Origin of the sequence: Synechocystis sp. IPPAS B-1465, from assembly GCF_003015225.1 — a bacterium.
Taxonomy (GTDB): domain Bacteria; phylum Cyanobacteriota; class Cyanobacteriia; order Cyanobacteriales; family Microcystaceae; genus Synechocystis.
In genome coordinates this window covers 2465863-2479132 of the sequence record NZ_CP028094.1, presented here as the reverse complement: position 1 = coordinate 2479132, position 13270 = coordinate 2465863, and the positions used below count along the sequence as shown (strand labels likewise).

The 13270-nt window shown below is 49.7% G+C and carries 9 protein-coding genes; 6 read left to right on the top strand and 3 right to left on the bottom strand.

All coding sequences use genetic code 11. The features are described from left to right. Positions 1 to 156: 156 nt before the first annotated feature. From ctpA to C7I86_RS11630, 3 genes are all read right to left on the bottom strand, one after another. A complete protein-coding gene (ctpA, locus tag C7I86_RS11640; RefSeq protein WP_010873417.1) occupies positions 157 to 1440 on the bottom strand; it encodes a carboxyl-terminal processing protease CtpA in 1284 nt (427 codons plus the stop codon). 71 nt (positions 1441 to 1511) lie between these two features. After that, on the bottom strand, positions 1512 to 2273 hold the full coding sequence (locus tag C7I86_RS11635; RefSeq protein WP_010873416.1) for a nucleotidyltransferase family protein: 762 nt from the start codon (positions 2271 to 2273) through the stop codon (positions 1512 to 1514). Between the two features lie 171 nt (positions 2274 to 2444). Continuing rightward, positions 2445 to 3098 carry an L-threonylcarbamoyladenylate synthase gene (locus C7I86_RS11630; RefSeq protein WP_010873415.1) on the bottom strand — a complete coding sequence of 218 codons (654 nt, stop codon included), beginning with the start codon at positions 3096 to 3098 and terminating at the stop codon, positions 2445 to 2447. Positions 3099 to 3496: 398 nt separating this feature from the next. Between C7I86_RS11630 and C7I86_RS11625 the strand changes: the two genes are divergently transcribed. From C7I86_RS11625 to C7I86_RS11600, 6 genes are all read left to right on the top strand, one after another. Continuing rightward, positions 3497 to 4648, top strand: coding sequence for a murein transglycosylase A (locus C7I86_RS11625; protein WP_010873414.1), 1152 nt, complete (start codon positions 3497 to 3499; stop codon positions 4646 to 4648). Between the two features lie 389 nt (positions 4649 to 5037). Further along, positions 5038 to 6339, top strand: coding sequence for a glutamate-1-semialdehyde 2,1-aminomutase (hemL, locus tag C7I86_RS11620; protein WP_010873413.1), 1302 nt, complete (start codon positions 5038 to 5040; stop codon positions 6337 to 6339). A gap of 283 nt (positions 6340 to 6622) precedes the next feature. After that, on the top strand, positions 6623 to 7702 hold the full coding sequence (gene fba, locus C7I86_RS11615; protein ID WP_010873412.1) for a class II fructose-bisphosphate aldolase: 1080 nt from the start codon (positions 6623 to 6625) through the stop codon (positions 7700 to 7702). A 164-nt stretch (positions 7703 to 7866) separates the two neighbouring features. Next, complete coding sequence (gene dxr / locus C7I86_RS11610; RefSeq protein WP_041426024.1) at positions 7867 to 9048, top strand: 1-deoxy-D-xylulose-5-phosphate reductoisomerase; 1182 nt, start codon at positions 7867 to 7869, stop codon at positions 9046 to 9048. A gap of 372 nt (positions 9049 to 9420) precedes the next feature. After that, positions 9421 to 11886 carry an ATP-dependent Clp protease ATP-binding subunit gene (locus C7I86_RS11605; RefSeq protein ID WP_010873410.1) on the top strand — a complete coding sequence of 822 codons (2466 nt, stop codon included), beginning with the start codon at positions 9421 to 9423 and terminating at the stop codon, positions 11884 to 11886. A gap of 80 nt (positions 11887 to 11966) precedes the next feature. Continuing rightward, positions 11967 to 13217, top strand: a complete 1251-nt coding sequence (locus tag C7I86_RS11600; protein ID WP_010873409.1) for an exonuclease SbcCD subunit D — start codon at positions 11967 to 11969, stop codon at positions 13215 to 13217. Positions 13218 to 13270 lie beyond the last annotated feature (53 nt).

Sequence of the window (13270 nt, the reverse complement as noted above, 5' to 3'; positions counted from 1 at the left end):
AAATCTGCGATAACCCAGCAACTATCTGTTTTCTGAAGGTAATCTTATCACGCAGGGGATGCCTTTACTTATGGCAATGCTCTCCATTGACTGTTTTTTAAATTACAATTTTTGGACTTTCTAATTAGAATTCCTGATGTTTTGTCCAAATGGTGATTAGTTGGGCTTGTGAGCCGTTGCCATGGCGGGAATTGAAGAAGATTTATGGGCGATTGCCACTCCTCCGGTGAGCAAATCTAAGGCGGCTTGGTATTGCACATCGGCGGGGGAAGTAATTTCCGCAAAGCTAATCAGGGGTTGCTCCACCACTTCATCGGGCATAATGCCCAGTTTATGGATGTCGTGATGTTGGGGGGTTTCGTATTTGGCCACCGTGACGGCAATGCCGGCCCCATCGGATAGTTCAAACAAGGATTGAATCAAACCCTTACCAAAGGTTTTTTCCCCCACTAGAGTGGCCCGCTGATTATCCTGCAAAGCTCCGGCTAAAATTTCGCTGGCACTGGCAGTACCCTGGTTGACCAACACCACCAACGGGCGATCGGTCGCCGCTTCTCCATTGGCAGTGAAACTTTCCTGGGTGCCTTGGCGATTAACGGTGTAGACAATGGTGCTTTCCGGTAACCACAACCGAGCAATGTCAATACCAGCCTGGAGTAAGCCACCGGGGTTGTTACGCAAATCCAAGATATAACCGTCGGCCCCCTGTTCCTCAAGTTGATGCAGAGCGTGGGCTACTTCTTTATAGGCATTGGCACTAAATTGACTGAGGCGAATGTAACCCACCGATTGACCTGGGCGGGAATCGTCCAATTGGGCCGCCACCGGACTGAGGGAAATTAACTGCCGAGTCAGGGTAAATTCTTGGGGTACTTCGGTGCCCGCTGACAGAATTTCCAGGGAAACTTTGGTGTTTTTTGGGCCCCGCATTCTGGCCGCTGCTTCGTCTAAGCTCAGGGTTTGGGTATCTACACCGTCGATCGCCAAAATTTGGTCATGGGGTTGCAGCCCGGCCTCCTCCGCAGGGGAACCGGCCAGGGGGGCCATAATTTCTAACTGGTTGGTTTCAGGGTTGATGTTGATTTGCAGACCTACCCCCGATAGCTCACCAGTGGTGGTCACCTGGAGATTGCCGTACTGTTCCGGACGCAGTAAGCGGGTAAAGGGTTCATCCAGGGTAGCGAGCATTTCTTCGATCGCCGTGTAGGTTTCTTCCCGGTTCCGGAGGGGACGTTTAACGTACTTCTCCCGCAACAGCCACCAATTTTGATGGTTAAAGGTTTCATCGAGATAGGATTGGTTGACCAAACGCCAGGATTGCAACAGTAGCTTTTGTTCCTCGGTGAAAGCCAAGGCCGACGGTGTATTGCCCAGATAAATCAGGGCCCCCATCAGCAAAGAAAAAGCTAAAGCCCAAAACCGCCTTGTCCGTTTACCCATCGTGACGCTCGCCCCCGCAAACCAAAATTTACAAAACTTAGTTAATTTCTCAGTTAGCTTCTCATTTTAAGCTATTTGTCTAGGTCTTGAATTCGGTTCAACGTACCGAGGGATTGGATAAATTCCCCCGCCTGGGCTAATGTTTCCGGGGTGCCAATATCTAAAAAGGGAGCTTCCACAGCATGGACTTTGATTTTGGCTCCCTGGGCCAACAATGTGGGGAACACATCATACTCAAAACTTAAGGGTCTGTGGGCGGGAAACCGGGCCAACAGGCGATCGCCAAGGAGATAAACCCCACTATTAATCACGCCGGCTCCGGCTTGCTTTTCTGCAAATTGTAGCAATTCCCCTTGACTATTAACCTTTAAGGAGCCAAAACGGGAAGCATCGGGCACATGAACGCCCAAAATTACCCCATCAACGCTGTCATCCTCTAACTCCGCCAACAGAACCCGATAATCCGTCACAATTAACGAGTCGCCGTTAAGCACGAGCCAAGCCGGTGTTAGTTCTCTAAAACCATGGTGATTAACCGCATTGACAAATCCCCCCGCTGTTCCCAACGGTTCCATTTCCGCCACACAGGCGATCGCCATGTCAACAATATCGGCATCTTGAGCATAGGCCGCCACTTTTTCTGCCAGATAACCCGTAGAAAGGAGCGATCGCCGAAAACCCTGCTGTTGTAGATAGCGCAATTGCCAATCTAAAAAAGGTTGGCCCGCCACGGGAGCTAAGGGTTTAGGCAAATCTGGTAACTGTTGCTTAATGCGGGTGCCAAAGCCCCCAGCCAAAATGACCACGGTAACGTCTGCGGGGGAAAGAGCCATAGAGTTGAAAAAGTAGAAACTAGGGAAATTGAAGCAAAATAGCCAAACCAGATTGTCTATTCAATTCCTTATAAGCTCAACAATTTTATCCAAACTAGGTTTGTAAAATACTCCCCAACAATTTCTGACCCATTCACCGAACTTCAGACAAAACAACAGCGTAAAGGAAAATTATTTCATCAGATGGGAAGGCAAAATGATTTCAGGTATCAGGGGGCGCAGGTCGTCAAAGGAAATGGGACCAAAATTCATAATGGTGGGCAACGGCAAAGTACAGTCAATCAATGTTCCCCGGCGGGCGTAACGGCATCGACCACCATCGCCAATTAAAGGCACCTGCCCTTCGAAATAACGACTAGCCGCCTCAAAACTAGTCACCGGTTCTCCCCCTACCTTAGCCGTGGCACAAACCAAGGGAAAAGGCATTGCTCCCACTAAATCGAAAACAAAAGCATCGGGACAGGCAATAAAAATATTCCGAAAGCCCTGGGTAATACCTGGGTCTAATTTGGGCAGGGCTTCCACAATGAGGGTTATGGGCAAAGGAAAAAGACCCATCAATTTTTTAGCGGCGGGGGGAATTTTTGCCACATCCATGGCCCGATCGCCACGGGTGAGAATGCCTAGGGGTTGGTCTTTGTCAAATTGCTTAAAGGCTCGCAACTGGGCTACTGCCCTGGGACTAGCACCATTGACTACTAGCACATAGGTAGTGGCTAAACCTAATAAGACCATTGCTTCCTGCTCCAAGACGGATTGAATGGCAGGGATTGCTCCGGAGTTTAGTTTAATGATTTTTGTTGCAGTTTTATCTAGTGTAACCATTGAATTGTCCCTTGAAACTGCCTCCAGATTAACAGAGATTCTTAGTTCACTCAATTTAGACTCTAGGTATAAAAACGCTTCTAAACAGTTAATTTTTTACGTAATCTAGGTAGGGAGCAAGACTTGGGGAAATTTTTAAAATAGTTTTGACTACCATTATATAAACTTATCATTCTTGATTTTGGGACAATTTATCTCGGTAAAAATACCCAGACATAGCCATTAAAATCGCTCAATTTTTCTTCTTAAAAATTAATAAATAAAAGTCCCTAATGATGGTATTTAGCTAAATATGGCCCTGGGCTAGTCTGTGCGCTGGTGGTTTCCCATCCCCTATTCCCGACGGAGCAGGTAAACTTAACTTTCGTCAGCGGTAGGTAATTTCAACAAAGCAATAAATGATTAAGCAATTTTTCCCGTTATTGGCTTTACTGTTGGTTTTTGGCTTCCATGGCAGTGGTCTTAGGGCCCAGTCGCGACCATTAATGCCAGTAACGGGGGCAAATCTAACGCCAACGGTGGGTTTTGATGAACAGTTGTGGGGGAACCATTGCTCAGCGGGAGATAAACAATCTTTGCTCCGGGCGATCGACCATAGCTTGAGCTATTTAAAAACTGCTAGCGCCGCCCGAGCTTATCAAAATTACTCTGTACCGGGGGTGACCAGAGAGCGGGTAACCCGTTCCCTCCAGCGATTTAAAACTTTGTTGCAACAGTCTCCCAGTCCCGAAGCTCTCCAGACCGCTGTTGCCAGGGAATTTCAGTTTTATCAGGCGATCGGTAACGATGGCAAGGGCACAGTCCATTTCACTGGTTATTTTGAACCAGTTTATACCGCCAGTCGTCAACGCACTGCCGAATATCGTTATCCCATTTATGGTTTGCCCAATAATTTTTCTCGTTGGTCTAAGCCCCACCCCACTAGGGCTGACTTGGAAGGTATGGATGGTTTAGGCAAATCAAGTCAGTTACAGGGACGGGAAATTGCTTGGTTCCGTAATCGTCTAGATGCCTATCTAATCCAGGTACAGGGTTCTGCCAAAATCAACTGGGTGGGGGGAGGCCAAAGTTCCGTGGCCTTTGCTGGAGCGACGGATTATCCCTACGTAAGTTTAGGGAAGGAAACCATCCAAGAGGGAATTTTCCAGCCTGGGGAGGTTACTTTGCCTAAGTTAATCGACTATTTTGAGCAAAATCCCAGCGAACTAAGTCGTTTTATCCCCCGCAATAATCGTCTAATTTTCTTTAAGGAAACCTCCGCCAGCACCCCCGCCAAGGGCAGTATTGGGGTGCCAGTTACTGCCGAGCGTTCCATTGCCACCGATAAATTCCTTATGCCTCCAGGGGCGATCGCCGTTTTAGCGGCTCCCATTCCCGATTGTCAGGGTCAAAAAGTCAACGTTAGTCGTTTTGTGGTGGATCAGGATACCGGCAGTGCCATCAAAGGCCCCGGTCGGGTGGATATTTTCATGGGCACTGGCCAAACTCCTGGCGATCGAGCCGGTTTGATGAGTGACGACGGCCAAATTTATTACCTGCTTCTACGCTAGCGATTTTTCCCTGTTTCCCGGTACAGAAAATCTGAAAATTTCCCCGCGCCTCAGAACGTGTTTGGAAAGTTTTACTCCGCCCCCCAAATTGACCCACTAAAGCGACCGCAATACTGGGGGACTGTCACTCAGTTTCCCCCAAAATCTGGGGGGTCAGGGGGGCGTTTAAAACGGGCTCTCAGAGTCTTGGCCCAAACAAATGGAGGTTAACAGCTATAAATTGCCCAAACTCTCACCAAGGACTCTAGGTTCCCAGCTAGTGTGTCAGAAGTTTGTTCAATGGAGCACCAAAATTCTGTAGAGTGGAGTTCTCCCCGTCTGTTTTTTTGATGTGGGCACAGGTTCAATAAATTCCCATAGCCAGTCTTTACACCCTAAGGAGACGCGAATTGGTTAACGCAACCCCTTTTATTACCACTAAATCAGAAGAGATTTTTGCCGCCGCTCAACATTTAATGCCCGGTGGTGTCAGTTCCCCGGTAAGAGCTTTCAAGTCCGTCGGCGGCCAGCCCATTGTTTTTGACCGAGTAGAAGGGGCTCAGATTTGGGACGTAGATGGTAATCAATACATTGACTATGTGGGTACCTGGGGGCCGGCCATTTGTGGCCACGCTCACCCCGATGTAATCAGCGCCCTCAAACAAGCTTTGGATAAAGGCACCAGTTTTGGTGCTCCCTGTGCCCAGGAAAACGTACTGGCGGAAATGGTCATTGATGCTGTGCCTAGCATTGAAATGGTACGGTTTGTCAACTCCGGTACCGAAGCCTGTATGTCCGTTTTGCGCTTGATGCGGGCCTTCACTGGACGGGAAAAAATCATTAAATTTGAGGGTTGTTACCACGGCCACGCCGATATGTTCTTGGTCAAAGCTGGTTCTGGGGTGGCGACCCTCGGTTTACCGGATTCCCCTGGGGTGCCCAGTAACACAACTAAAGCAACATTGACTGCTCCTTATAACGATCTAGAGGCGGTTAAAGCTCTGTTCGTGGAAAATCCTGACAGCATTGCCGGGGTAATTCTCGAGCCAGTGGTGGGTAATGCCGGTTTTATCCTCCCCGATGCGGGCTTTTTGGAAGGTTTACGGGAACTGACCAAGGAGTATGGTGCTCTGTTGGTTTTTGATGAGGTGATGACAGGTTTTCGGGTTTCCTACGGTGGTGCCCAAGCCCGGTTTGGCATTACTCCCGATTTGACTACCCTCGGTAAGGTGATCGGTGGTGGTTTACCAGTAGGAGCCTATGGTGGTCGGGAAGAAATTATGGCCATGGTGGCTCCAGCCGGCCCCATGTATCAAGCGGGTACCCTGTCCGGCAACCCGTTGGCCATGACGGCGGGTATTAAAACCCTGGAAATTCTGCAAAAGCCAGGATCCTACGAATATTTGGATAAGATCACCAAACGGCTAGTGGATGGTTTACTAGCTGCGGCTCAGGATGCGGGCCATGAAGTTTGTGGCGGTTCCATCAGTGCCATGTTTGGAATTTTCTTTGCTCCTGGCCCTGTCAGAAACTATGAAGATGCTAAGTTGGCCGACACCAATAAATTTGCCCGTTTCCATCGGGGTATGTTGGAAAGGGGGATTTATCTAGCTCCTTCCCAGTATGAAGCGGGTTTTCCTTCCCTAGCCCACACCCAAGAACAGATCGATCAGACCATTGCCGTCGCTAAGGAAGTATTTGCTACTCTCTGAACTGTTTGATCCCCGATCGCCTATTGCCGGGGGGAAGAGATATAGAACCCCAACTTGATTACCCAAAACCTTCCCCCATCCTGGACTTGGTTAACTCAGCCATAGACTAGGGTGGGGGTAAAAATACGGGTCGAATTCAATGCCCTAGCACAAATTCCTTGGGGCAGGACAAAAAAGATCGTTAAAAATTGTCAAGGCGCAGAAACTAGCCTAAGATGAGACCCATATAAAGAATTGTCTTGCGACCCAAATACCCATTAGGCAATAGAACTTAGGAGGATTTATGGCTCTTGTACCAATGAGACTGCTGTTAGACCATGCGGCGGAAAATGGTTATGGCATTCCCGCTTTCAACGTCAACAACATGGAGCAGATCATTTCGATCATGCAGGCCGCTGATGAAACCGACAGCCCTGTAATTTTGCAAGCTTCCCGTGGTGCCCGGAGCTACGCTGGGGAAAATTTCCTGCGCCATTTAGTTTTGGGGGCGGTCGAAACCTATCCTCACATTCCCATTGCCATGCACCAAGACCACGGCAATAGCCCCGCCACTTGCTATTCCGCCATCCGCAACGGTTTCACCAGTGTGATGATGGACGGTTCCTTGGAAGCTGACGCCAAGACCCCCGCTAGCTTTGAGTACAACGTTAATGTAACCGCTGAAGTAGTTAAAGTAGCCCACTCCGTTGGGGCCAGTGTAGAAGGGGAATTGGGTTGCTTAGGTTCCTTGGAAACTGGTCAAGGGGAAGCTGAAGACGGCCACGGTTTTGAAGGGAAGTTAGACCACTCCCAACTGTTGACCGATCCCGAAGAAGCAGTGGAATTCGTCAACAAAACCCAGGTGGATGCCCTCGCTGTGGCGATCGGTACCAGCCATGGTGCCTACAAATTTACCCGCAAACCCACCGGTGAAGTTTTGGCCATCAGCCGCATTGAAGAAATTCACCGCCTGCTGCCCAACACCCACTTGGTAATGCACGGTTCTTCCTCCGTTCCCCAGGAATGGATCGACATGATCAACGAATTCGGTGGTGCTATCCCCGAAACCTATGGTGTGCCCGTGGAAGAAATTCAAAAAGGCATCAAGAGTGGTGTACGTAAAGTAAACATCGACACCGATAATCGCTTAGCCATCACCGCCGCTTTCCGGGAAGCCGCTGCTAAAGATCCCAAGAACTTTGATCCCCGTCACTTCCTCAAGCCTTCTATCAAATATATGAAGCAGGTTTGTGCCGATCGCTATCAACAGTTCTGGACTGCTGGCAATGCCTCTAAAATCAAGCAATTGACCTTGGATGACTACGCCGCTAAATATGCCAAAGGTGAATTAACCGCCACCTCCCGCACCTCCGTTGCTGTGTAGATTGAAGTTAATTTTTCGTTTCTAAGTTTTGCCTTAGTAAAAACAAGAGAATAAATAATTTTGCTCCTCCTTGGTTCAATCCTGGGGGAGTTTTTTCTTCTCAGATGGGCGGCAACCCCGTAAGATTGGGAAGATTAGTTTTAGCTTAAGCAACGGCGGTAATGGTGAAACGCATTTCTATCCTCGGCTCCACCGGTTCCATTGGTACCCAAACTCTGGACATTGTTACCCATCATCCTGATGCTTTTCAGGTGGTCGGTTTAGCGGCTGGGGGAAATGTTGCATTACTAGCCCAACAGGTGGCGGAGTTTCGCCCAGAGATTGTTGCGATTCGTCAGGCAGAAAAGTTAGAGGACCTAAAAGCAGCAGTGGCCGAACTAACTGATTACCAACCCATGTACGTGGTGGGGGAAGAAGGGGTGGTGGAAGTGGCCCGTTATGGTGATGCAGAAAGTGTGGTCACAGGTATTGTCGGTTGTGCGGGATTATTACCCACCATGGCGGCGATCGCCGCCGGGAAAGATATTGCTTTAGCCAATAAGGAAACGTTAATTGCCGGAGCTCCGGTGGTGTTACCCCTGGTGGAAAAAATGGGGGTGAAGTTATTGCCGGCGGATTCAGAACATTCAGCCATTTTTCAATGTTTACAGGGGGTTCCCGAAGGGGGGTTACGGCGGATCATTCTCACCGCTTCCGGGGGAGCATTCCGGGACTTGCCGGTGGAAAGATTACCGTTTGTAACAGTACAGGATGCCCTCAAACATCCCAACTGGTCTATGGGACAAAAAATCACCATTGATTCCGCCACATTGATGAACAAGGGTTTGGAGGTGATTGAAGCCCATTATCTATTTGGCTTGGACTACGATCATATAGACATTGTCATTCATCCCCAAAGCATTATTCATTCTTTAATTGAGGTGCAGGATACTTCTGTGCTAGCTCAACTGGGGTGGCCTGATATGCGTTTGCCGTTGCTCTATGCCCTATCTTGGCCAGAAAGAATTTACACCGACTGGGAACCTTTGGATTTAGTTAAAGCCGGTAGCTTGAGTTTTCGGGAGCCAGATCACGATAAATATCCCTGCATGCAATTGGCCTATGGGGCCGGGCGAGCTGGGGGAGCCATGCCAGCGGTGTTAAATGCGGCCAATGAACAGGCGGTGGCTTTATTTTTGCAAGAAAAAATTAGCTTTTTGGATATTCCCCGTCTGATTGAAAAGACCTGTGACCTCTACGTTGGTCAAAATACTGCTAGCCCTGATTTAGAAACAATTTTGGCAGCGGATCAATGGGCCCGGCGGACGGTGTTGGAAAATAGCGCCTGTGTGGCTACTCGGCCATAAAGTCTAGTTGGCTTCAACTTTGACCGGAATTATTTACCCAAGGATGGTGGGGGATTCTGGTTAGTTTTAGCGGGTCATCAGGCGATCGCCAAAATATTTCTGATAATTTCACTAAGTTTGACTGAAATTTAACTAATCAAAACGGGGATCACCCATTGCTCTATGTCCACTGATTCTGTTAACTGTCGGGGTCAAAAACAGGGAATCTGGGCACAGGATTATGGCGGTTGAGGTGAGGAAAACCCCACAGACGCAGTTCGCCATTCCACCGCTAAACCTACACCCACGGCTGTACCCAGGGCAACAGCACAATAAAAGCGCTATGTTAGAATCAGCAATACACAGGGCACGCTGAGGTGATGGATTTAGATTATGTTTGAACGCTTTACAGAAAAAGCCATTAAAGTAATCATGCTTGCTCAGGAGGAAGCTCGTCGCCTCGGACATAACTTCGTTGGCACGGAACAAATTCTGCTCGGCTTGATTGGCGAAGGGACTGGCGTCGCCGCCAAGGTTCTCAAATCCATGGGGGTTAATCTCAAAGATGCCCGCATCGAAGTAGAAAAAATTATCGGGCGGGGATCGGGCTTTGTGGCCGTGGAAATCCCCTTTACTCCCCGGGCCAAGCGGGTGCTGGAACTTTCCCTTGAGGAGGCTCGGCAACTGGGTCACAATTACATTGGCACCGAACACCTGCTGTTGGGTCTGATTCGAGAAGGGGAAGGGGTAGCTGCTCGGGTCCTAGAAAACCTTGGGGTTGATCTCTCCAAAGTCCGCACCCAGGTGATCCGCATGTTGGGAGAAACGGCCGAAGTAGCTGCCGGTGGTGGCAGTGGTGGTCGCACCAAAACCCCTACCTTAGATGAGTTTGGCTCTAACCTCACCCAGATGGCCGCCGAAGGGAAGTTAGACCCGGTGGTAGGTCGCCAAAAAGAAATTGAGAGGGTGATTCAGATCCTCGGCCGCCGCACCAAGAATAACCCCGTCCTGATTGGGGAGCCGGGGGTTGGTAAAACGGCAATCGCCGAAGGTTTGGCCCAGCGCATTGCCAACAAAGATATTCCCGACATCCTCGAAGAAAAACGGGTCGTCACCCTGGACATCGGTCTATTGGTGGCCGGCACTAAATACCGGGGGGAATTTGAGGAACGGCTGAAAAAAATCATGGATGAAATCCGCCAAGCCGGTAACATCATCCTGGTGATTGACGAAGTTCATACCCTAATCGGAGCCGGAGCCGCCGAGGGGGCGATCGACGCTGCCAATATTCTCAAGCCCGCCCTAGCCCGGGGAGAATTGCAATGTATTGGTGCCACCACCCTGGATGAGTACCGCAAACACATTGAACGGGACGCAGCCCTGGAGCGTCGTTTTCAACCGGTGATGGTGGGGGAACCCTCCGTGGAAGAAACCATCGAGATTCTTTACGGTCTGCGGGAACGTTACGAACAGCACCACAAACTGAAAATTTTGGACGAAGCCCTGGAAGCCGCCGCCAAACTTTCCGACCGTTACATCTCCGACCGCTTCCTGCCCGATAAGGCGATCGATCTAATTGACGAAGCTGGTTCCCGGGTGCGGTTGATTAATTCCCAATTGCCCCCCGCCGCCAAGGAGTTGGACAAGGAATTGCGACAGATTCTTAAAGAAAAAGATGATGCTGTCCGCAACCAGGACTTCGAGCAAGCCGGGGAACTCAAGGACCGGGAAGACGAAATTAAAAAACAAATCCGGGCGATCGCCTCTTCCAAAAAAGCGGAAGGGGATAACGGCGAGCCGGAAGTGACCTCCGAAGAAATTGCCCACATCGTCGCCTCCTGGACAGGGGTGCCGGTGAACAAGCTAACGGAATCCGAGTCAGAAAAACTGTTGCATATGGAAGATACCCTCCATCAACGGTTAATTGGCCAGGAAGATGCGGTTAAGGCCGTTTCCCGCGCTATCCGTCGGGCCAGGGTCGGGCTGAAAAATCCCAACCGTCCCATTGCCAGCTTTATTTTCTCCGGTCCCACTGGGGTAGGTAAAACCGAGTTGACCAAAGCTCTGGCGGCTTACTTCTTCGGTTCCGAGGAAGCCATGATCCGTCTGGATATGTCGGAATTTATGGAACGACACACCGTTTCCAAATTAATTGGTTCCCCTCCGGGTTATGTGGGCTACAACGAAGGCGGTCAGTTGACGGAAGCAGTACGTCGCCGTCCCTACACGGTGGTGCTGTTCGACGAAATTGAAAAAGCCCACCCCGACATCTTCAATATGCTTCTGCAAATTTTGGAAGATGGTCGCCTCACCGATGCCAAGGGTCGCACAGTGGATTTCAAAAATACCCTGTTGATCATGACCTCCAACATTGGTTCCAAGGTAATTGAAAAAGGTGGCGGTGGTTTGGGCTTTGACTTTGCCGATGACCAAGCGGAGTCTCAGTACAATCGCATTCGTTCCTTGGTGAATGAAGAGTTGAAAAACTACTTCCGCCCTGAGTTCTTGAATCGTTTGGATGAAATTATCGTCTTCCGCCAATTGAACAAGGAGGAAGTCAAGGAAATTTCGGAAATTCTCCTACGGGATGTGTTTGCCCGGTTGGTGGAAAAAGAAATTTCTCTCCAGGTCACCGACAAGTTCAAGGAGCGCATTGTGGAAGAAGGGTTCAACCCAGCCTACGGTGCCCGTCCCCTCCGTCGGGCCATTATGCGCCTGTTGGAAGACGTGTTAGCCGAAGAAATTCTTTCCGGCCGCCTCAAGGAAGGTAGCCAAGCGCTGGTGGACATTGGTGAAGACAACCAAGTGGTGGTCATCCCCGGTGAAACGAGGGAACTGATTGCCCCCGGCGTTGAATAATTAGGTCCCCCAGCGGGCCATTACCATAGGATGAAGGGAGGACTAGAGGTCTTCCCTTTTTTTGTTGGAGAGTCATTGCCATGTTAAAAGTCCTGCATCTTTCTGATATTCACCTGGGCAGTGGTTTTTCCCATGGGCACATTAATCCGGCCACGGGGTTAAATACGAGGTTAGAGGATTTCATTCAGAGTTTACGGCTGTGCATTGACCGGGCGATCGCCGAACCCGCCGATGTGGTGCTATTTGGGGGGGATGCTTTCCCCGATGCCACTCCGCCCCCCTATGTGCAGGAAGCCTTTGCCGCCGAATTTCGCCGTTTAGCCGATGCCGATATTCCCACAGTGTTATTGGTGGGCAACCATGACCAACATTCCCAGGGCAGTGGAGGAGCTAGTTTATGTATCTATCGCACCCTGGCTGTGCCCGGTTTCATCGTTGGGGATCGCCTGGCCACCCATTTAATTCCCACCGCCAATGGAGATCTACAGATTGTTACCTTGCCTTGGTTAACCCGTTCGACTCTCCTAACCCGGCCGGAAACGGAGGGGTTATCCTTGGAAGCGATTAATTTGCTGTTGCTGAAAAAGTTACAGCCCATTTTGGAAGGGGAAATTCGGAGTTTAGATCCCCAATTACCCACTATTTTGTTGGCCCATTTAATGGCGGACCGGGCCACCTTTGGGGCGGAAAAAACCCTGTCCGTGGGCAAGGGCTTTACCATTCCCCTGGCTTTGATTAATCGGCCGGAATTTGATTACGTTGCCCTGGGCCATGTCCATAAACATCAAAATCTCAATCCCCACAATAATCCCCCCATTGTTTATCCCGGTAGCATTGAGCGGGTGGACTTTGGCGAAGAAAAGGAAGACAAAGGCTATATTTGGCTAGAAATTAGTAAAGGAAAAGTAGATTGGCAATTCTGTCCCCTGCCCGCTCGCCCCTTTAAAACCATTAAAGTAGATGTGACGGAAGCGACGGATCCCCAAGGGGAATTATTAATGGCGATCGCCAAAACAGCCATTGACAATGCCGTGGTGCGGCTAATTTACCAAATTCGTTCTGAACAGCTAGAACAAATCGATAACCGCAAATTACAGGAGGCTTTAAAGCCGAGCCATTCCTACACCATCCGTCCAGAACTGGTTAGCCAGTTGGCCCGGCCACGGTTGCCAGAATTGGGAGTAGGTTCCGCCCTTGATCCCCTGGTGGCCCTCAAAACCTATCTGGAAAATAAAAAAGACATTAAAGAGTTAATGCCCGACCTCATGGAAGCAGCCGAGCATTTACTTAATGGCAGTGAAGAACAATGGTTAGAAGCGGTGGGGGATTGACGCAACTTTTACATACTTTTCCCACCACAATCAGAGGACTAGGTTGGCCCGTT

What these genes read in the sequence shown, in the direction of transcription:
- ctpA (WP_010873417.1), bottom strand. Translation starts at nt 1,440, where the DNA reads ATGGGTAAACGGACAAGGCGGTTTTGGGCTTTAGCTTTTTCTTTGCTG.
- C7I86_RS11630 (WP_010873415.1), bottom strand. Translation starts at nt 3,098, where the DNA reads ATGGTTACACTAGATAAAACTGCAACAAAAATCATTAAACTAAACTCC.
- C7I86_RS11600 (WP_010873409.1), top strand. Translation starts at nt 11,967, where the DNA reads ATGTTAAAAGTCCTGCATCTTTCTGATATTCACCTGGGCAGTGGTTTT.
- C7I86_RS11605 (WP_010873410.1), top strand. Translation starts at nt 9,421, where the DNA reads ATGTTTGAACGCTTTACAGAAAAAGCCATTAAAGTAATCATGCTTGCT.
- C7I86_RS11625 (WP_010873414.1), top strand. Translation starts at nt 3,497, where the DNA reads ATGATTAAGCAATTTTTCCCGTTATTGGCTTTACTGTTGGTTTTTGGC.
- C7I86_RS11635 (WP_010873416.1), bottom strand. Translation starts at nt 2,273, where the DNA reads ATGGCTCTTTCCCCCGCAGACGTTACCGTGGTCATTTTGGCTGGGGGC.
- fba (WP_010873412.1), top strand. Translation starts at nt 6,623, where the DNA reads ATGGCTCTTGTACCAATGAGACTGCTGTTAGACCATGCGGCGGAAAAT.